Raw genomic sequence first — 18,855 nt, 5'->3', positions numbered from 1 at the left:
TCGATGTCGCTGAAGATCACCGCCCTGTCGGTCGGGCGCGCGTTCGGCCTGCAGCGGCCCGCCATCACGTACATGCGGGGCTGGGGCCTGACGATCGACATCCCCCTGATCATGTTCGTGATCGAGGGGTCCGCCGTGGGCCCGATCGTCGTCGACACCGGTGCCGATGTCGGTCGCGCCGAGGAGTTTCATCGGCTTCGACTGACGCAGGAGGTGGGCGAGCGGCCGGACGAGGCGGTGCGCGGCATCGGCATAGATCCGGCCGACGTCCGGATAGTGATCAATACCCACCTGCACTGGGATCACAGCTCGCACAATCATCTGTTCCCGAACGCGGAGGTGCTCATCCAGGAACGCGAGCTGGACTTCGCTCGGCGGCCGGTGCCGTGGCAGAACCGGCAATTCGAGGTCCTCGACGGGCTCGACCCGGCGTGGCTTCGCGGGGCTGATCGGATACGGGCGGTCGACGGTGACACCGCAGTCACCGACGGGGTCACCCTGGTCTCCCTGCCCGGTCATACACCGGGCTCGCAGGGAGTGCTCGTCGAGGCGGAGTCGACCCGATATCTGATCGCCGGTGACTGCGTGTATCTGTACGAGAACTGGGAGGGCGACACCGAGGCTGACCACATTCCGTCCGGCTTCTACATCGACCTCGTCTCGTACGAGCAGTCGTTCGAGCGTATCGAATCCTTCGACTGCGAGGTGATTCCCAGTCATGACCCGAAAGTCATCGCGCGGCGGATCTTCGTCTGATCGGTCGGAACCGGTCTCGAGCCGCTTCGAGATCGTCGGCCACCCCAGCGGATTCGTCGGCGAGGGTGGGTCGCCTCGATCCGACGCGCCGCCCAGCGTGCCGCCTTCGTCCGGACCGGATGAGCCCATCGGTGAAGTGGTGGTGGCGACGCACCTGACCGACGTGATCGCCGCGGAAGAATTCGCGGGCTACGGGGCGCTGATCTTCCCGAACAGCGAGCTGATCACCACGGCGATGACAGTGACCCACACGGCGCGGCTGTTGCCCTACCACAGCAACGTCCATCCCGGCGAGGTCGCGGACACGCTGAACGCGATGCGTACCGGCGCGCGGGACGGGGCGCTCAGCTTCCAGCGCATATACGGAGACAGCGAGATCGTGCGTGATCGCGCGAAGGCGGACGTCGGTCTGTTCCGCTTCCGGGGGGCGCCGGGGGCACCATTCGCGATCGTGTCGCCCGGCGGCGGATTCTCGTATCTCGCGCGAGCGATCGACTACGTCTTCGAGCATGCTGCGGGGCTCGAGGTGTGCACCGACGGCTACTCGCTCTGGGGGAGCAGCGCCGGCGCGCGCATGGCCGCGAACCTCGCCGGCTACGGCACGGCCGCATTCGGCGGGGCCGCTCGGCCGTCGGCCGGCACCGTCGTCATGGCGTACACCGGCCACTCCGACACCGACGGCGATGTTCCACCGACGTTCGCGGTGGTGGGGAGTAACGACGGTATCGCGAGTCCGGCGATCATGGCGGCGCGGATCCGGCGCCTCGAACGCGCCGGTGTGCAGACCGAGTTCCGTCGCTATCCCGGGCTCGGTCACGGCTTCGGGCTGGGCACTGGCACCGTCGCCCAGGGATGGGTCGACGCGGCCATGGACTTCTGGGAGGCACAGCGCGGACAGCGGTAGCGACCTCAGCGCCGTGCGGGCGCGGCCCGCCCGATCACCGATGCCGCTTAGTCGGCCCGAGGCCGGTCGGGTGGCGGACTTCCCCGACAGGATGCCGTCGGCGGACGGGCAGCTCGTCAGGCCCAGCGTCCGCGCACAGCGCCCAGATCGGCGACGACCGCGCCGGGCTCTTCGGCGAGCGGCATGTTGTCTCGGTCGAGAACGGCGTCGAGCGCTGTGGCCGGGTCGGCGCGCAAAGCGGCGAACAGCGGGTCCAGATCGGCTGGCGCCGTCCCCTTTTCGGCGACCAGCTCCAACGTCTTGCGGTCCGCGGCGTCCGACGTCAGCGAGGCGATCAAGATCTGGGCTATCTGTACGCGGGACACCACACCGTCGGAGGGATCGCTCGCCCAGCGAGTGTCGCCCTGCAGCATCACCGGGCGGTTCTGGTCGGGGGCGTTGTAGTCGAACCAGCCCGGGCGCACGATCGTATAGGGAAGCCCACTCGCGCGGACGAGCCGCTCACCACGGCGTTTCCAGTCGTGGCCGGCGGTGTGTTTGGTCACCCCTATCGCCGTCATCAGAGCGATCCGGGCCGGGGCCGCGAGCACGCTCAATATGTTGCGTACGGCACCGTAGTCCACGAGCTCGGCCTGGCGCGCATCGCCGTGGCTGCCCTGGGTGAAGACGATGCCGGTGACGCCGGCGACTGCTGCGTGGAGCGTGTCCGCCGTGGTCAGGTCTCCGACGACGACGCTCGCTCTAGGGGGAAACGAGTCGGCCTGTGATTCGTTTCGTACCAGCGCCTTCGTGTCGTAGCCGGCGTCGAGCGCGGCGGCGACGGCGAGTCGTCCTATGCTGCCGGTCGCTCCGACGACGAGTACCGTTGACATCCGTTCAACCACTTCTGTTCTCCGTTTCCCTGATTCGATTCGCGATGCCGGCCTGGCGGCGGATCTTTGCGAGCGCGTCGTTGAACCCATCGGGACACCCGCTCGCACCGGCGAGTTTGCCGACTTCTACGTCGGCGAGACGTTTCCCGATCACCACGCCCGGCACGGCCGCTGCGAACCGCTCCTGGTAGCCGCGGGAGGTGTCGTTGTTGATCGGCATCGGCGTGACGGTGACGGCGGTGATCGTTCCGGCCCGGACGGTGACGGTGACGGTCATGTACGACGGCGCGCCGCCGTACACGCCCCTCGCCGTGTAGGTGCCGTTCCTGTAGGCCGCGCCGGTCGATCGAGCGCCGGTAGGCGGCGGATCTGCCGGGCTCGAAGCCCGCGCTGCCGTGTCGGTGCCGGAGCAGCCGGCGAGCGGTGCGACGAGCGCGATGGCTGCGATGGCTGCGCGGGAAGCGATGCGATATGTCATGTCTCTCCTTCTGTGGGGTACTAGACGAAGAGCTCTCCGTCGAAGTCGTTCGACCACTGGACTCGGCCGTCGGTGAGCATCCGTACCCAAGAGAATTCGAAAGCGGCCAGCTGCTCGGGATCGGCTACGAACAATGCGGTCGCGAGGCCGTCCGCCGTCGCGGCGTCGTCCGCGAGCGTCCACGTGGCGACCACGTCCTCGACCGGCCGCCGAGACCGGCCGTCGAGGATGTGGTGGAGCCCGGTGCCCCAGGCGCGGCGGGTCGTGGCCGATGCGCACAGCGCCCGGTCGCGCAGCCGGACGGTCCCGATGATGTGTCCCGGAACGACGGGATGCTCCAGTCCCACCACCACCGGCTGCGGGCCGCGATGGCGCAGGTCGCCGCTGCCGTCCACGACGAACCGATCGATGTCGGCGTCGAGAAGCGTGGCGGCGATGAGGTCGATCAGGTACCCCTTCCCGGCGGCACCGACGTCGATCACGACGGCACGATCCGTGGCGATCGTGCCTGCCTCGCAGTGGATGTCGGCCAGCCACGAGTCGCGGTGTCGGCGGCCCGCGAGAGCGGCCTCGTCGGGGACGAGCGTGTAGCCGGCGTCGTAGCCGAGCAGCTCGAGGTCTCGCCCGACGAGCGGGTCGACCGCGCCTCCGGTGGCGGCCACGAGCCGGTCGTAGAGGTCGAGCAGGGGGGTGTCGCGGGCGGGGAACGTGAACCGTCCCCCGCCCGGCCTGCCTGCGAGCTGGGTGACCAGCGAATCCGCGCGGAATCGGGACCACACTCGGTCGAAATCCTCCGTGAGAGAGTCGATATCCTCACGCAGTCCGGCGGGCAGCGGCTGCTCGGAGTCGATCTGCCACGAGGTGCCGATCGCAGTGAACCGGATCGAGTGCCCGATTGTCCACTCGCTGTCGGCGTCCACCCCCGCGACCTCCCCCGGCCTTGTCGCGTCCGAGACGGGTCAGGCCTCGGGGATGTCGCGGTGGAACGACTCCTCGGTGATGACCGCCGGGTCGGGGCCGCCGCGCACACCGGTGTCCAGTGCGTCGATCGCGGCGAGCTGGTCGGTGGACAGTTCGAAGTCGAACACGTCGAAGTTCGCGGCGATCCGGTCGGGGTTGACCGACTTCGGGATCGCGGAGCGCCCCTCCTGCAGGTGCCAGCGCAACATCACCTGCGCGGGCGTCTTCCCGTGCGCCTTGGCGATCTCACCGATCACGGCATTGTTGAAAGTCGACGTGGCGGAATCGCCACGGTAGCTCGTGATGCCACCCATCGGAGACCAGGCCTGCGTCAGGACGCCGTGGTCGGCGTCAGCCTTCTGCACCTCGGGCTGTGTGAAGAAGGGGTGTACCTCGACCTGGTTGACGGCAGGCACCTCAGTGGTCTGCTGCAGTAGGCGGTCGAGCAGGTCGGGCATGAAGTTGCTGATCCCGATCGCACGGACCCGCCCGTCGCCGAGCAGCGTCTCCAGTGCCTTGAAGGCACCGACGGTCCGCTCGAAGCCGGTGGGAAGCGGCTGGTGCAGCAGCAGCAGGTCGATGTAGTCGACACCCAGCTTGCCGGCGCTCTTGTCGAAGGAGTGGAGGGTCTCGTCGTAGCCGTAGTCGCTGATCCAGATCTTCGTCTCGACGAACACCTCGGAGCGGTCCAGATCAGCACGGCGGATGCCCTCGCCCACCTCGCGCTCGTTGAAGTACGAGGCAGCGGTGTCGATCAGTCGATAGCCGACCCGGAGAGCCTCGGCGACCGAGGCGGCTGTCGTCTCGGGCGGAGTCTGGAAGACGCCGAAGCCCAGCGCGGGCATCTCGACGCCGTTGTTCAAAGTCACGTTCATCGTCATGGGTTCCACGGTAGGGAGTCGAGCGAGGGTGAGGGAGTAACTGGCAGTACGTCCTTCGGTTTCCGGCGCGACCGTGCCGAATCGCGGGCCGCACGGCCGCGGGTGGGTCAGCTGTCCGACGGCGCGCTGCCGGTGGCGGTGAGGCTGCCCAGCAGCCGCAGGCGCTCGTCGGTGGGGCTGCCCGGTTCTGCGGTATGCCCGAACATGAACCAGTCCGGGTCGGCGGGCAGGTCCAGCGCCTCGTAGTCGAGTTCGAGGTCCCCGACGAGGGGGTGGTGTATCCGTTTGATCCCGAGCCGGTGGAAGTGGAGGTTGTACTGAGCCCACCGAGTCCGGAATTCGTCGCTGCGTGTCACGAGCTCGCCGATCAGGTCGGTCAATCTCCTGTCGTGGGGATGCTGACCGGCGTAGCCGCGCAGCGTTCCGACGATCTCGTCGGCGCTGCGGTCCCAGTCCTGGAAGAAGGTCTCGGCTGCGGGGCTGAGGAAAGTGAACCGTGCAGTATTCGCCTGACTGACGGGGTCGTCCAGGATCGGTGTGTACAACGCGCGGCCGAGCGGGTTGGCGGTGACGATGTTCATCCGGCGGTCACGAATCCACATCGGCGTCCCGCTCGCGTCGAGAAGTCGCTGCAGGCTCGGTCTGACCGCCTGCTCCGCCGGACGTCGGTGGCGCCGCAGCGGGGGACCCGCCGCGAGGGCCAGGTCATGGAGGTGCTCGGTCTCCGGTTCGTCCAATCGGAGTGCGTGCGCGAGCCGATCGAGAACCTCCGGGGAGACCCCGGACAGGTCGCCGCGCTCCATCCGTGCGTAGTACTCGGTGCTGACGCCGGCGAGCAGCGCGACCTCTTCGCGGCGGAGCCCCGGCACACGTCGACGGCTGCCTCCGATGATGCCCGCCTGATCGGGTGTTATGCGGTCCCTACGGGTGCGGAGGAACTCCGCGATCTGTGCTCGAAGATCCATGTACCCACGTTAGGGGCGGTCGGATGTCGAAGGGAGGCACTGGTAGTACGTGCTCACCCGGAGGACTCAGTGGTGGTCGGGCACGCCGCCTGCGGAGCGGTCGCTGACGGCGAGGCTGCCGAGCAGCCGGAGGCGTTCCTCTGTGGGACTGCCGGGTTCGGCGGTGAACGCGAACACGAACCACTCCGGGGTCGCAGGGAGGTCCATCGCCGTATAGGACAGTTCGAGGTCTCCGACGGCCGGATGGTGGATGCGCTTGATGCCGTCGCGGTGGTGGCGCACGTCGTGTCTGGCCCAGCGGGACCCGAACGCGTCGCTGCGGGTGACCAGTTCCCCGATCAGGCCGGTGAGCCTCTTGTCGCGCGGGCTCTGCCCGGCGTACGTGCGCAGGGTCGCTGCCACCTCGTCGGCGTTGCGCTCCCAGTCGGGGAAGAACAGCCGGGAGGCGGGATCGAGGAACGTGAACCGGGCGGTGTTACCGCGGTTCGCCGGTTCTGCGAGGACGGGGGCGTACAACGCCCGCCCCAGGGGGTTCGCGGCGATGAAGTCCAGGCGGCGGTCGCGCACCCACATCGGCGCGCCGATCACCGCGTCCAGAAACCGTTGCAGCGCAGGGCTCACCGTCGGTCGGGTGGTGGAGCGTCGGCGTCGTGGCGGTGGGGGGCCGGCGGCTCGGGCGAGAGCGTCGAGGTGATCGATCTCGGCCTCGTCGAGTCGCAGCGCACGGGCGAGCGAGGCCAAGACCTCGGCGGACACGCCGGCGAGGTCGCCACGCTCCATCCGTGCGTAGTACTCGACGCTGACACCGGTGAGCATGGCCACCTCCTCCCGGCGTAGGCCGGGGACGCGGCGTCGCCCGCCGCCGATGACGCCGACCTGCTCCGGTGTGATCCGGTCTCTGCGGGTGCGCAGGAACTCGGCAACCTCCGCTCGATGATCCATACGCTCGACGATAATGTCGCCGACTGTCCGGTAGGAGGAACTGTCGGTACGCGGATCGCCTGCTGCTCCCACGCCCGCCGCGTTCATCGAGTGACCACCTCGATGCGCGGCCCCCTCAGTGGTCGGTGATCCACCGCAGCAGAAGGTCCGCCACCTCACCGTTGTTCTGCTCCAGCATCATCATGTGCCCGTTGCCGTGTATGCCGCGGTCGGCGAGCCGAACGAAGTCGTGGTGGACCCCCGCCTGCTCGAGATAGTCGGAGGTGCCGTGGTCGTACGGGGCGTGGTAGGACGCCTCGGCCGTCACGATCAGGATCGGAATCCGTTTCAGGTTCGGTAGTGCTCGGGCGGGTTCGGCCTGCCGCCAGCACGCCGCGAGCCCGGGGCCCGGCGCGCGGTGGCGGACGAACTGCAGCTCGGTAGCGGAGCCGGCGGGCGGGTCGTACGTCAGTGGCGCGCTGGTGATGCCCCAGGGGCGGGTGGTCGCGCCGTCCTCGAACCAGGTGGGGGCGCCGACGAGGCGGACGTCTCGAACCGGGGGCCCGCTCGGTTCGACGGCGACCACGGCGTGGGTGAGGTCGGGGCGCGCATCGGCGATCTGCCAACCGGCAGGGGCGCCGAGCGAGTGGGCCAACAGGACCGCGGGGCCGATCCGGTCCAACAGCGCGGCGCCGGCTGCTCGGGCGTCCAGCTCGAGCTGGGCGAGGTCGCCACATCCGGATACCTGGGATGCGTAGAACTGGTCGTACACGCGGTCACCGGGGACGCCGTCGCCCGGCCAGCGGGTGTGGTGCACCGCCTGCGGCCACAGCGGTGCCGCGTGCCGGGGGCGGACCCGTGCCGCGACATCGCGTGCGGTGCGCGGATGTCCGGGCTCGCGGGGGTCGGGGTGCCCCTGGGCCCGGCCGCGACCGGGGAGGTCCAGAGCGTAGACGGCGAACCCGGCGGCGAGAAAGATGGTCGCCCACCCCGGCCGGCCGGCCGGGGTCGAGAGGAACCCCGCGCCGGTCTGCCCGCCCCCGTGGATCAGCACGAGGGGATACGGGTACGTCGGGTGGGCAGGGAGCTGGTACTGCACGTAGGCGTGACCGGTCATGGTGTCGGTCTCAGGGTCGTAGTCACCGCCCACGAAGAAGCATCCCTGGTCCGCGACCTCGAGCGGACGAGTAGCCGCCGGTGTGCCGTACGGTGTGGTCACCGCGGGCGGAACGCGGCGGTGAGGACGGATACGTCGTCGATGTCGTCGAGATCGCGGCCGAGGCGCAGGATCGTGTCGATGTCGTGATCCGGCAGGCCGTCGCGCCACTTCGCGTCCAGGTCGTCCCAGTCGATCGGGCCGCGGGTGCAGTGTCCCTTGGGAGCCTGGACCTTCTCGGACACACGCAGCCCGGAACGGGTGGTGATGCTCACGCGGGCGCCGCGGCCGTCGGGTTGTTCGGCGTCGAGCTCGGGGTCGACACCGGTGGTGACCGCTGCCCGCAGCCGGGTGAACTCGGGGTCCCCCAGGATGGCGGGGAAGGGCACGGCGCGAATACTGATCCCATCCTCGACGACCGCCGCGCACACCATGTCCTGGACGCAGATGTTGTGCATGTGGCGGTTGTCGACGACGCGCAGCGCGTTGCGCGGCATGCCGATGTTGAGCTCCTCGACGTCCTGGGCCGCCAGCCCGTGGGTCCGCAGCAGTGTGGTCGCGGCCTCGGCGGCCGCGTGGATCGGGTACCCGGCGTTGATGAACTTGAAGTTGGCGGTCGTCACCGCGTAGTCGGTCCCCAGGGCGGCCGTGACGAGGTCGCCGCCGTCGGGAACGCCCCACGCTTCGAGTACGCCGTTCGGGCCGCCGATCACGTCGTCGCAGCCCTCGAAGCCCATCGCCGCCATCAACGCGGCGGTGACTCCCGCGGATCCGTACTGCCCGTTGGCGAAGGACTTGCTGATGTGCCGCTTCTCCTGGAAGAACGCGAACAGCCCGTTGGCTTGAAAAGTGGTCAGGGCCAACGCATACCGATGCCTGGTGGCATCCAGACCGAGAAGCCGCGCCGACGCGGCGGCCGCGCCGAGCGCATAGTTCATGTCCGAGAACAGATGCAGTCGGTCCCGCATACCGAATACGCCGCCGCACGCCCGCACGACGCGGATTCCTACGTCGTAACCGAGCACGACCGCATTGAGCAGATCCGCCCCGGTGGCACGTTGTCGCTCCGCGACGGCCACGGCGGCGTTGACGATCGTCGCTCCCGGGTGTCCGCCGACGGAGTGTGCCCCGTCGACCTCTTCGCCGTGACCGGCGGTGCCGTTGGCCAGGGCGGCCAGCGCGGCCGGCACCCGGACATCGGTTCCCAGCAGACGGGATTCCGGGGTCCCACCTATGGAGGTCGCGTACCGTGCCGCCAACCCGCCCCCGAGACTCCGGGTGCCCAGACACGCGCTCGCCATCTCGTCGATGATCAGCAGGCGTGCACGTTCCTTGACGTCGGCCGGAATCCGGTCGATCGATGTCGTTACCGCGTATTCGGCCAGCATGTGGGTCGGCGAGCCTGAGATGGTGGGGGACATGGTGGGTGGGGCTCCTTGGTGTGGTGATCGCGGGCGCTGAGGCGGAGGTGGCGGTGGCTGGTGAGCCGACGGACGGTCAGAACACGAACGCGGCCTTTCCTGCGGCCTGCCGGTCGAACTCGGCGTAGGCGCGGTCGGCCTCATCGAGCGTCCATCTGTCGGTGAACAACTCGTCGACGGGTACGGCGTGGCGTGCGACGAAGTCGGCGCACGCGATCTGTTGCACGCTCGACAGTGACCAGGAGGTCATGACGGTGATCTGCCGGGACAGGTACTTCCGGACGTCCAGCTCGATTCTTCCGCCGAGGCCCACCACGCACAGCCGGCCCCACGGGGCCAGCGAGTCGATCGCCGACGCGGTCGCGGCGCTCGCCCCCGATGTGTCGATCGCGATAGCGGCGCCGCCTTCCGTCAGTTCGCGCACCGCCTCCGCGGCGTCCGTGGCGCCGGGGTCGATCACCTCTGACGCTCCGAGCCGCCGGGCTTGTTCGAGGCGGCTCGGTACGGGATCGACGGCGATGACGGTCGCGCCCCGCGCCGCGGCCAGCATGGTCACGGAGAGGCCGACGGGCCCCTGTCCGACCACGACCACGTCGCGACCGCCGACATCGCCGACTCGTTCGAGCGCGCCCCACGCGGTCCCGGTTCCGCAGCCGATCGCGGCACCGGCGAGGTCGGACAACGCGTCGGGGAGCGGCAGCACCGATCGCGCCGAGACCGTCATGTACGGAGCGTGCGCACCGTGCGCGTTCTTCCCGTACACCAGCGACGCCGCCGTCGTGCACATCTGGCTCCAGCCTGTGCGACACGAGGAGCAGGCGCCGCACCCCGCGTAGTGGTGCACCATCACCCGGTCGCCGACGCTGAGGAGGCCCGGCTCGAGGCCGTCGCCGAGTACTTCGACCATCCCGGCCGGCTCGTGGCCGCCGATCAGCGCTGGTGCGGACGTCGGAGCGGCCCGGTAGTAGTGCAGATCACTGCCGCACATGCCGGAGGCGGTGATCCGCAGCACGACCTCGCCGGGCCCCGGTGCGGGATCGGGGAAGTCGTGCAGGGAGACGGTCTTCGCGCCGTCGAAGGCAAGTCCCATCATCGTCGGTGATCCTTTTTTGCTGAGCTGTCATCGTCGGGGTGCGGTCTGCAGATGCGGCCACGACATCTGGTTCGTCAATGGGAACTATAGTCTGATATAAAGAACGGTATGTGGTGGTGGTCACCCTGTCAACAGCCGAGTGTCGACGGCTCCATGATCGGTCGCGCGTTGGAATCCATGACCGCGCAGCCGTTTCCGCCGATCGGGTCGGCGTGGTAGCCGGTACCGCGATGGCGCGGATCGCAAGCGACAAGGACGAACTGCTGGTACACCTCTAAGCAGGTCCTTCTCCGTATATGCGGCGCGCGCTCTGATGTATCCATGTCACTCAACGATTCGACGCGATCAGATCCGCTCTCGCGCCCGGCGCGCGACCGACTGTCGGCCGCGCCACACCGTTCTGCTGCCGCTCTGGGAGTGGCGATGCTGGGGTTCTTCGTCGTCGCCCTGGACTCACAGGTCGTCAACGTCGCGTTGCCGGACATCCGGTCCGACCTGGGCGGGGGACTGACCGGGCTGCAGTGGATCGTCACGATCTACACGCTCACGTTCTCGGCGCTGCTGTTGCTCGCCGGCACTCTGTCCGACAGGTTCGGCGCGCGCCGCGCCTACGGCGCGGGGATGGTGCTCTTCGTCGTCGCGTCGGCGGCGTGCGGGCTGGCGCCGACGCTGCCCGTGTTGATCGTCGCCCGCCTGATACAGGGAGCCGGCGCCGCACTGATCACCCCGACGTCACTGGCATTGCTCCGGGAGGCATACCACGATCCGACCCGCCGTGCCCGGGCCATCGCCCTGTGGGCGATGGGCGGCTCCGTCGCGGCAGCTGCCGGACCGGTGGTCGGTGGCGCTTTGACGCAGATCGACTGGCGCGTCATCTTCTTCGTCAACCTGCCGGTCGGCGCGGTCGCGCTGCTGCTGCTGGCGCGGGTCGCCAGGTCTCCGCGCCGGCCCCACGCCTTCGACTGGGGCGGCCAGATCGCCGCCGTCGTCGCGCTGGGATCGACGACGTTCGCCGTGATCGAGGGAGCCGATCGTGGATACGGCGACCCGCTCATCCTCGGTGCGATCGCACTCGCGCTCGTGGCGGTGCTCGGATTCGTCCAGGCGCAGCGCCGCGGGTCCCATCCGATGGTTCCGCCGTCGCTGTTCGCGGCGCCCGTCGTGATCGTGGCCCTGGTGGTCGCGTTCGTGTCGATGGCGGCCTTCTACGGAGTGGTGTTCCTGCAGAGCCTGTACTTTCAGGAGCAGCGGGGCGCCTCGTCGCTCGCAACGGGGCTGCTGTTCCTGCCGATGACCGCGCTGGTCGCCGCTCTCAATCCGCTGGTAGCCCGGATCGCCGAGCGATACGGTCGGATGGTCCCGATCATCGGTGGCCAAGTGGTGATGGCGGTCGGCCTGGTGGTACTCGCGTCACTGCCGCCGCATGCCCCCGTGTGGTTGGTCGCGGTGTTCATGGTGCCGGTCGGCGTCGGAGGATCGTTCACGGTGCCCCCGGTGACGTCCCTGCTTCTGGACGCGGTGCCGTCGGCTGCCGCTGGTACCGCCAGCGGTGTGTTGAACACCGCGCGTCAGATGGGTGGATCCCTCGGGGTCGCGGTATTCGGCGCCGTCCTCGCGACCGCCCCGGTGTTCCAACACGGCCTCCGGGTCGACCTCCTGGCCACCGCCGCCCTGCTCGTCATCACCGCGGTGGCGACGGTTCGATGGCGAGTGTGACCAGGGCCGGTCGACTACTCTCACGCTCTCACCGATGCGAAGCGCAGGGTGCGGTCGTTACGACGACCGCACCCTGCGGGCGCCTGCGGGATCGGCCGTCATGCCAACGTGGAGACCACGGACTTGACCTCGAGGTAGCTCGCAAGGCCCTCCTCGCCGTTCTCCCGGCCCCACCCGGACTGTCGGTAACCACCGGCTGGCATGTACGCGCCGCCTGCTCGGTGCACGTTGATGCCGACTCTGCCGGCGCGCAGGCGCCGCGCGATCGAATGACCGACGGCACCGTCGGCGGTCCAGACGCTCGAGGCGAGGCCGTACGAGGTGTCGTTGGCGAGCGCGATCGCCTCGTCGACGTCCGAGAACGGCATGACCCCGAGCACGGGGCCGAAGATCTCCTCGCGCATCACGGGCATCGTCTGGTCGACGCCGGTGATGACGGTGGGTTCGAAGAAGTATCCGTTGTCACCGATCCGGCTTCCCCCGGAGACGATCTGGGCGCCGTCGGCGCGGCCCCCGTCAACGTAGGCGGTGACGCGTTCGAGCTGCTTGCGCGAGATCAGCGGTCCGAGATCGACTCCCGGGTCAGCGCCGTAGCCGACCCGCAGTCGACGACCCTCGGCGGCGACGCCGGCGACGACCTCGTCGTGCACGGACTCGTGGACGAACAGGCGTGTGCCGGCGGCGCACACCTGTCCGGTGTTCCAGAAGACCGCCCCGGCCACGCCCGGGATCGCGCTCGACAGATCGGCGTCCGGCAACACGATCACCGGAGACTTCCCGCCGAGTTCGAGCTGGAGCTTCTTGAGATTCCCGGTCGCTGCACGGATGATGGACCGCCCCACATCGGTCGACCCGGTGAATGCCACCAGGTCCACGTCGGGGTGCTCCGCGAGCGCCGCACCGACGGTCTCGCCCGGACCGGTGATGATGTTGACGACTCCGGGCGGGACGCCGGCGTCACGGAGGATCTGACCGAGCCACAGCGCGGTCAGTGGCGTCTCATCGGCCGGCTTGAGGACACAGGAGCATCCGGCAGCGAGGGCGGGAGCGAGCTTCTTCGACGCCGATATGACGGGGGCGTTCCACGGCACGATCATGGCGACCACGCCGACCGGTTCGCGCAGGGTGTAGCCCTGGATCCGGCGCTCTGCCGGACCGAGATCGATGGTGTGGCCGTGGATCTTGTCGGCCCACCCGGCGTAGTACTGGAACTGGTTCGCAGCCTCGAGCACCATGGTCCGTGCCTGCGGAACCGGGATGCCCATGTTCCGGCTCTCCCAGACGGCGAGATCGTCCGCCTGTTGCTTCATCGCGTCTGCGACCCGCCACAGGATCGCGCCCCGCTGCGCGGACGGCAGCCGCATCCAGCGCTGCTCGTCGTGCGCGCGACGAGCAGCCGCGACGGCGCGATCGGCGTCGACCGCACCCGCAAGGCTCACCTCGGCTATCACCTCGCCGGTCCCGGGGTCGTAAGTCGGGAAGCTCTCCCCGGTAGACGCCGCCGACCAGTCCCCGTCGATCAGGACGGGTGCCGGCGCGTCGGGCAGGCTACTGGGAAAGTTCCAGGCGGCGTATCGCGAGGTCATGCGGGTCCTTCGATCGATCGGGTCGGCCTTCGCCAACGGTGCGTAATTCCGTACTGTAGCGCGCAATTAAGAACATTCCAATGGTTTCGGCGCTTTCGATGTAGGCCGGCCAAGAGAAGTAAGTGCGAGCCTCCACTGCAGGCGGCCACTGCCGGATGTGGCGGCGAGCGTTGACACGGTGGCGTGGACGACGCTACCTTGAGTACGTGACTACGGTCACTAGTTCGGATATACGGATAAAATGAGAGTCGCGACTCCGCATCGACGGTGGTCGTTGCTACGAAAAGGAAGAGACGCTAATGAAGGTCGGGTTCATCGGACTCGGTGGCATGGGCTCGGGTATGGCCCTCAATCTCCGTAAGGCGGGCTACGACCTGCTCGTCCACGACCTCCGCCGGGAGAGTGCCGCTCCGCTGGAGGAGGCCGGCGCCACGTGGGCGGCCTCGATCGCCGAGCTCGGGGCCGCTGCGGACGTCGTGTTCACCTCCCTGCCCGGGCCCGTCGAGATGCAGGCGGTAGCTCTGGACGACGGCGGGTTGCTGAGCGTGATGCGGCCGGGCACGGCCTGGTTCGATCTGACGACCAACTCGCCGACGGTGGTCCGCGAGGTGTACGCGACCGCGCAGGAGCGGAATATCGACCTCTTCGACGCCCCGGTCAGTGGCGGTCCCAAGGGGGCGCGCAGCGGCAAGCTCGCGATCTACGTGGGCGGTGACCGCGCCGCCTTCGACCGCCACGGCGCGGTGCTGGACGCGATCGGCGACCAGGTGCTGTACGTCGGCGAGATCGGGGCGGGCAACACCGCGAAGCTGGTGCACAACTGTGCCAGCATCACCATTCGGCTCGCGATCGCAGAGGTGTTCACCATGGGTGTGAAGGCCGGCGTCGAGCCCGCCGCGCTTTATCACGCCATCCGGCAGGGCGCGATCGGCCGCTCCCGCACCTTCGATCGCGTCGGCGACCGCTATCTGCAGTCTGCATACGAGCCGCCGTCGTTCGCGCTGGTCCTGGCCAACAAGGACCTGCGACTGGCGCTCGAGCTGGCGGATCAGTTCGACGTGCCGATGAGATGCGCCCGGGTCGCCCAGGAGGACTTCCTCGAGGCGCTCGACCGCGGATGGGGCGGGCGTGACTCGCAGTCGCCGCTGCAACTGCAGAACGAGCGCGCCGGTGTGGAGATCGAATTGACCGCCCAAGAGGTGGCGGATGTCTTCGCCCGCGGCTGACGCAGCCCGACACGCAGATCCCGAACACACGAAGGAGAAACGACAGTGACGACCTTGGAAGACGGGCGGCGGATCCTCGCCGAACTGATGGGCGCCGACTACGTCGCCACGAAGGACAAGAAGCGGAACTCGTTCAACGAGGCGATCCAGGAGTACTCGGAGGAGGTGTGCTTCGGCCGGACCTGGGCGCGCGACGGCATCGACCGCAAACAGCGCAGCATCATCAACATCGCGATGTTGACCGCCCTCAACCGCCCCAACCAGCTGCGCCACCACATCGAGGGTGCGCTGACCAACGGCTGCACCGTCGCCGAGCTCAAGGAGATCCTCCTCCAGACCGCGGTCTACTGCGGACTACCCGCCGCTGGCGAGGCCTTCCGGATCGCCGAAGAGGTGCTCCGCGAGCGGGGCCTGCTCGACTGAACCGACCTGCTCCCGCGATCCCACAGGATCGACGGGTGCGACCCCGCCGTGTGGTGCTCGGCGACCGTCGAGCACCACACGGCGGCCTCTTACGCAGGTTTCCCCGCGTGACCTCCAACCATCCGATGCCGCTTCCGTCGGCTGCGCCGCGGGGACGGTGATGCCCCGCCGTCGCCCGACCGCCTCTCGGGTGGTCGCCACCCTCTCCCAGCGCGTCACCCGCGCAGGCTCGCAATCTCGTCTTCCGGTCATGCCCGACCTGGGGACGACATCGCCTAGTCCCTCTTCTACGCAGAAGCATTCGATTGGAAAACAGCATGACAAACGCAGAACGGGCACCGTCGCTCGTCGACGCCACCGACGACAGCCCGCAGAGTATGAAACGTGTCGCCGTCGCCAGTTTCATCGGCACGGTGATCGAGTTCTACGACTTCGGCATCTACGGCACCGCGGCGGCCCTGGTGTTCCCGCACGTGTTCTTCCCCGCCCTCGGGCCCGCGGCGGGTGCGGTCGCGTCGTTCGCGACCTTCGGTGTCGCGTTCGGCGCACGCCCGTTCGGTAGCCTGCTGTTCGGCCACTTCGGCGACCGGCTCGGTCGCAAGCGCACGCTCATCGCCACCCTGCTGCTGATGGGGGTCGCGACCCTACTCGTGGGTCTGATGCCGACCGCCGATCGGATCGGGGCATGGGCGCCGCTCCTGATCGTGGTGCTGCGGATCCTCCAGGGCCTTGCGGCCGGCGGAGAGTTCGCGGGCGCCGTCCTGTTCGCCTCCGAGAACGCGCCGAAGGCCAAGCGCGGATTCTGGGCGATGTTCCCGTCGTTCGGCGGCGGTGGCGCCATCCTCCTGGCGAACGGCGTCTTCTTCCTCACTTCGGCGTCGATGAGCGACAAGGCCCTGGTCGACTGGGGCTGGCGGATACCGTTCATCGGCAGCATCATCCTGGTCGCTGTCGGTCTCTGGGTGCGGCTGAAGACCGAGGAGACCCCCGTCTTCAAGCACGCGGTCTCGCGCGCCGGTACCTACCGATTCCCCTTCATCGAGGCGTTCAAGAGTCAGCCGCGGCAGATCCTACTCGCCACCGGCACCGCGATGATGTGCATGGTGCTGACGTACGTCGGCGGAACCTACCTCGTCGGTTACGGCACACACACCCTCGAGCTGTCCTCGACCAGTGTCCTGTCGTGCACCATGCTCGGAGGTGTCACCATCTCGATCGGTGTGGTGGTCGGCGGCCTACTCTCGGACCGGATCGGCCGGCGGTGGGTCATCGTCGGAACCGCCTGCGTCGCGATCGTCTGGACACTGATGCTGTTCCCGATCCTCGAACACCGCTCGCTGTGGGCGTTCGCTGTCGGCGTCCCGGTGACCATGTTCATCTCGGGCGTGGCCACAGGGCCTCTGGGCGCCTTCCTCTCCGAGCTGTTCCACACTCGATTCCGTTACACTGCAGCAGGATTCAGTTACAGTCTCGCCGCGATGCTGGGTGGAGCGATCCCACCGCTCGTCGCTCCGTTGATCATCCAGTCGTACGGCGGGTTCGCCTTCGGTGTCCTGATGGCCGCGGTCTGCATCCTGAGCCTGGTCTGCGTCCTGGCCATCGGCGAGACCCGCCAGCAGAGCCTCGAAGACGACACGGCCCTCACGTCGGCCTGAGTCTTCGGCGACCCGCACCTCCGGTGGCGAGCTCGACTGGTATCCGCGCCCGACCACGGCGCGGATGCCACTCCGGTCGCCGGAACCGCCGAAAGGACATTCGGTTGACAGTCGAGTCGCGCACTCTGGTTCTGCTCCGGCACGGCGAGAGCGAATGGAACACCGGAGATCGCTTCGCCGGGTGGGTCGACGTGGGGCTGACCGAGCAGGGTCGTGCCGAGGCCCGCAGGTCCGGCGAACTGCTCACCGCCGCCGACCTGCGTCCCGACGTCGTCCACACCTCGGTGCTGCGGCGCGCGATCACTACCGCGAACATCGTGCTCGAGGCGAGCGGCCGCGACTGGGTGGACGTACACCGCACCTGGCGATTGAACGAGCGACACTACGGAGCCCTCCAGGGGCTCAGCCGCGAACAGGTCCGGCGTGACTACGGAGACGACCAATTCGCCCGCTGGCGTCGGTCCTATCGCTGCAGCCCGCCGCCGGCCGAGCCGGGCTCCGAGTTCGGCCGGGCCGGGGACGACCGCTACCGCACGCTCGGCGTCGAGGTCCCTGCTGCGGAATCTATCCACGATGTTCTCATGCGCGTGCTGCCGTACTGGTGGGCGCACGTCGCCCCCGACCTGCTGGCCGGACGGGTGGTCGTGCTGGTCGCCCACGGAAACTCCCTGCGCGCGTTGATCCGCCACCTCGACCACCTGACCGGTGACGACATGTCCGGGCTGCACATCCGTACCGGTGTCCCGATCCGCTACGACCTCACACCCGACCTGCGACCCCGTGTGCCCGGCGGGCGGCCGGTGCAGCCAGGGTGACCGACACCGCCCCGGCGCCCCAACCGCGACAAGGCGACCGCGCACCCGATCGCCGCCATCGAAAGGAAACGATTCACGCATGACGCACCAGACCACATCGAAAGCCCTTCCGCCCTTAGTGCTGCTCCACGGCGGCCGCCACGGCGGGTGGTGCTGGCGCCGCGTGGCCCTCCGGTTGCGCGCCGCGGGGCACGAGGTGTACACGCCGACCCTGACCGGCCTCGGTGACCGCGCCCATCTCCTCAGCCGCGACATCGGCCTGGACACACACGTCCAGGACCTGGTCGCCACGTTCGAGTTCGAGGACATAGAGGATGCGGTGCTCGTCGCGCACAGCTACGGAGGAGTGGTCGCGACCGGGGCGATGGAGCAACTCGCTCCCCGCGTCCGCCGTCTGGTCTACCTCGACGCCCAGATCCCGCGCACCGGCGAATCCGTGTTCGGGATGGTCGGGCCCGAGCGCACCGCGGTGATGGAGGCGATGGTCGAGAAAGACGGCGACGGTTGGTTCGTGCCCCCGTCGGACGCCCGGATGTACGGGGTGACCGACCCGGACGACATCGAGTGGGCCAACCGGCGGATCACCGCGCAACCGGTGAAGACCTATCGCGACGCGGCCGGACCCACCGAGCAGGCGTGGCGCCACCCCGGGATGTTCATCGAGTGCACACCCTCCCGCATCGAGGAGAACATCCTCACCCGCGCCCGCGAGCGGAGCGCCACCGACCCGACGTTCGGATACCGGATCCTCGGCGCTCCGCACAATGCGATGGTCACCCACCCCGACGTCCTCGCCGCGCTTCTCCTGGACCCCGAAGTAATCGGTTGAGATATCGCGCGCTGGCGGCCTGGGCGCGGCCGACGCGCTGATTCGCGTGACCGGACGACAAAATCAACCCGAAGGAGATCGTTAATGGCGGGTAATCCCGATTTCGACCTGTTCCAGCTCCCTGCGGAGCATCAGGAGTTGCGGGCGGCGATCCGTGGTCTGTCCGAGAAGGAGATCGCGCCGTACGCGAAGGATGTG

The 18,855-nt window shown here is 68.6% G+C and carries 18 protein-coding genes; 8 read left to right on the top strand and 10 right to left on the bottom strand.

Features of this window, described 5'->3' with window-relative positions; genetic code table 11:
* Positions 1 to 3: 3 nt before the first annotated feature.
* Both ABD908_RS08830 and ABD908_RS08825 read left to right on the top strand, forming a co-directional pair.
* Complete coding sequence (locus ABD908_RS08830; RefSeq protein ID WP_344993904.1) at positions 4 to 756, top strand: N-acyl homoserine lactonase family protein; 753 nt, start codon at positions 4 to 6, stop codon at positions 754 to 756.
* A gap of 142 nt (positions 757 to 898) precedes the next feature.
* The gene (locus ABD908_RS08825; protein WP_344993901.1) at positions 899 to 1,660 is read left to right on the top strand and encodes an alpha/beta hydrolase; all 762 of its coding nucleotides are present in this window, start codon (positions 899 to 901) and stop codon (positions 1,658 to 1,660) included.
* Between the two features lie 116 nt (positions 1,661 to 1,776).
* Here the strand turns inward: ABD908_RS08825 and ABD908_RS08820 are convergent, their stop codons facing one another.
* The 9 genes from ABD908_RS08820 to ABD908_RS08780 form a co-directional block, all read right to left on the bottom strand.
* Positions 1,777 to 2,532 (bottom strand): SDR family oxidoreductase, encoded by a 756-nt coding sequence (locus ABD908_RS08820; RefSeq protein ID WP_344993898.1) that lies wholly within the window; start codon positions 2,530 to 2,532, stop codon positions 1,777 to 1,779.
* 4 nt (positions 2,533 to 2,536) lie between these two features.
* Positions 2,537 to 3,010: a hypothetical protein gene (locus ABD908_RS08815; RefSeq protein WP_344993895.1), complete on the bottom strand. Its 474-nt coding sequence runs from the start codon at positions 3,008 to 3,010 to the stop codon at positions 2,537 to 2,539.
* 20 nt (positions 3,011 to 3,030) lie between these two features.
* Entirely contained in the window at positions 3,031 to 3,930 is a 900-nt protein-coding gene (locus ABD908_RS08810) for an FAD:protein FMN transferase (protein WP_344993891.1), read from the bottom strand.
* Positions 3,931 to 3,969: 39 nt separating this feature from the next.
* The gene (locus ABD908_RS08805) at positions 3,970 to 4,851 is read right to left on the bottom strand and encodes an aldo/keto reductase (RefSeq protein WP_344993888.1); all 882 of its coding nucleotides are present in this window, start codon (positions 4,849 to 4,851) and stop codon (positions 3,970 to 3,972) included.
* Positions 4,852 to 4,958: 107 nt separating this feature from the next.
* Positions 4,959 to 5,816 carry a helix-turn-helix domain-containing protein gene (locus tag ABD908_RS08800; RefSeq protein WP_344993885.1) on the bottom strand — a complete coding sequence of 286 codons (858 nt, stop codon included), beginning with the start codon at positions 5,814 to 5,816 and terminating at the stop codon, positions 4,959 to 4,961.
* Between the two features lie 66 nt (positions 5,817 to 5,882).
* The gene (locus tag ABD908_RS08795) at positions 5,883 to 6,758 is read right to left on the bottom strand and encodes a helix-turn-helix domain-containing protein (RefSeq protein ID WP_344993882.1); all 876 of its coding nucleotides are present in this window, start codon (positions 6,756 to 6,758) and stop codon (positions 5,883 to 5,885) included.
* Between the two features lie 115 nt (positions 6,759 to 6,873).
* Positions 6,874 to 7,956 carry an alpha/beta hydrolase gene (locus tag ABD908_RS08790; protein WP_344993879.1) on the bottom strand — a complete coding sequence of 361 codons (1,083 nt, stop codon included), beginning with the start codon at positions 7,954 to 7,956 and terminating at the stop codon, positions 6,874 to 6,876.
* Complete coding sequence (locus ABD908_RS08785) at positions 7,953 to 9,314, bottom strand: MmgE/PrpD family protein (RefSeq protein WP_344993876.1); 1,362 nt, start codon at positions 9,312 to 9,314, stop codon at positions 7,953 to 7,955. Before ABD908_RS08785 ends, ABD908_RS08790 begins: the two co-directional genes overlap by 4 nt.
* Positions 9,315 to 9,390: 76 nt before the next feature.
* Positions 9,391 to 10,407 (bottom strand): zinc-binding dehydrogenase, encoded by a 1,017-nt coding sequence (locus ABD908_RS08780; RefSeq protein WP_344993873.1) that lies wholly within the window; start codon positions 10,405 to 10,407, stop codon positions 9,391 to 9,393.
* A gap of 423 nt (positions 10,408 to 10,830) precedes the next feature.
* Here ABD908_RS08780 and ABD908_RS08775 point away from each other — a divergent pair, with 423 nt between their 5' ends.
* A complete protein-coding gene (locus tag ABD908_RS08775; RefSeq protein WP_344993870.1) occupies positions 10,831 to 12,123 on the top strand; it encodes an MFS transporter in 1,293 nt (430 codons plus the stop codon).
* 98 nt (positions 12,124 to 12,221) lie between these two features.
* Here the strand turns inward: ABD908_RS08775 and ABD908_RS08770 are convergent, their stop codons facing one another.
* Positions 12,222 to 13,709 carry an aldehyde dehydrogenase family protein gene (locus ABD908_RS08770; RefSeq protein ID WP_344993867.1) on the bottom strand — a complete coding sequence of 496 codons (1,488 nt, stop codon included), beginning with the start codon at positions 13,707 to 13,709 and terminating at the stop codon, positions 12,222 to 12,224.
* A gap of 299 nt (positions 13,710 to 14,008) precedes the next feature.
* On the opposite strand from ABD908_RS08770, the gene ABD908_RS08765 reads away from it, so the two are divergent.
* From ABD908_RS08765 to ABD908_RS08745, 5 genes are all read left to right on the top strand, one after another.
* A complete protein-coding gene (locus ABD908_RS08765; protein ID WP_344993864.1) occupies positions 14,009 to 14,935 on the top strand; it encodes an NAD(P)-dependent oxidoreductase in 927 nt (308 codons plus the stop codon).
* Between the two features lie 45 nt (positions 14,936 to 14,980).
* Positions 14,981 to 15,358 (top strand): carboxymuconolactone decarboxylase family protein, encoded by a 378-nt coding sequence (locus ABD908_RS08760; RefSeq protein WP_344993861.1) that lies wholly within the window; start codon positions 14,981 to 14,983, stop codon positions 15,356 to 15,358.
* Between the two features lie 317 nt (positions 15,359 to 15,675).
* On the top strand, positions 15,676 to 17,013 hold the full coding sequence (locus tag ABD908_RS08755) for an MFS transporter (RefSeq protein WP_344993858.1): 1,338 nt from the start codon (positions 15,676 to 15,678) through the stop codon (positions 17,011 to 17,013).
* Positions 17,014 to 17,117: 104 nt separating this feature from the next.
* Positions 17,118 to 17,828, top strand: coding sequence for a 2,3-bisphosphoglycerate-dependent phosphoglycerate mutase (locus ABD908_RS08750; protein WP_344993855.1), 711 nt, complete (start codon positions 17,118 to 17,120; stop codon positions 17,826 to 17,828).
* Positions 17,829 to 17,907: 79 nt separating this feature from the next.
* Positions 17,908 to 18,657 carry an alpha/beta fold hydrolase gene (locus ABD908_RS08745; protein WP_344993852.1) on the top strand — a complete coding sequence of 250 codons (750 nt, stop codon included), beginning with the start codon at positions 17,908 to 17,910 and terminating at the stop codon, positions 18,655 to 18,657.
* Positions 18,658 to 18,855 lie beyond the last annotated feature (198 nt).

The organism is Tsukamurella soli (assembly GCF_039541155.1).
Taxonomy (GTDB): domain Bacteria; phylum Actinomycetota; class Actinomycetes; order Mycobacteriales; family Mycobacteriaceae; genus Tsukamurella; species Tsukamurella soli.
The sequence above is the reverse complement of the archived record's forward strand: the minus strand, read 5'-3'. Positions and strand labels throughout refer to the sequence as shown.

Coding starts and splice junctions, on each gene's coding strand:
- ABD908_RS08820 (WP_344993898.1), bottom strand. CDS start 2,532: ATGTCAACGGTACTCGTCGTCGGAGCGACCGGCAGCATAGGACGACTC.
- ABD908_RS08755 (WP_344993858.1), top strand. CDS start 15,676: ATGACAAACGCAGAACGGGCACCGTCGCTCGTCGACGCCACCGACGAC.
- ABD908_RS08800 (WP_344993885.1), bottom strand. CDS start 5,816: ATGGATCTTCGAGCACAGATCGCGGAGTTCCTCCGCACCCGTAGGGAC.
- ABD908_RS08765 (WP_344993864.1), top strand. CDS start 14,009: ATGAAGGTCGGGTTCATCGGACTCGGTGGCATGGGCTCGGGTATGGCC.
- ABD908_RS08785 (WP_344993876.1), bottom strand. CDS start 9,314: ATGTCCCCCACCATCTCAGGCTCGCCGACCCACATGCTGGCCGAATAC.
- ABD908_RS08745 (WP_344993852.1), top strand. CDS start 17,908: ATGACGCACCAGACCACATCGAAAGCCCTTCCGCCCTTAGTGCTGCTC.
- ABD908_RS08780 (WP_344993873.1), bottom strand. CDS start 10,407: ATGATGGGACTTGCCTTCGACGGCGCGAAGACCGTCTCCCTGCACGAC.
- ABD908_RS08795 (WP_344993882.1), bottom strand. CDS start 6,758: ATGGATCATCGAGCGGAGGTTGCCGAGTTCCTGCGCACCCGCAGAGAC.
- ABD908_RS08815 (WP_344993895.1), bottom strand. CDS start 3,010: ATGACATATCGCATCGCTTCCCGCGCAGCCATCGCAGCCATCGCGCTC.
- ABD908_RS08830 (WP_344993904.1), top strand. CDS start 4: ATGTCGCTGAAGATCACCGCCCTGTCGGTCGGGCGCGCGTTCGGCCTG.
- ABD908_RS08805 (WP_344993888.1), bottom strand. CDS start 4,851: ATGACGATGAACGTGACTTTGAACAACGGCGTCGAGATGCCCGCGCTG.
- ABD908_RS08775 (WP_344993870.1), top strand. CDS start 10,831: ATGCTGGGGTTCTTCGTCGTCGCCCTGGACTCACAGGTCGTCAACGTC.
- ABD908_RS08770 (WP_344993867.1), bottom strand. CDS start 13,709: ATGACCTCGCGATACGCCGCCTGGAACTTTCCCAGTAGCCTGCCCGAC.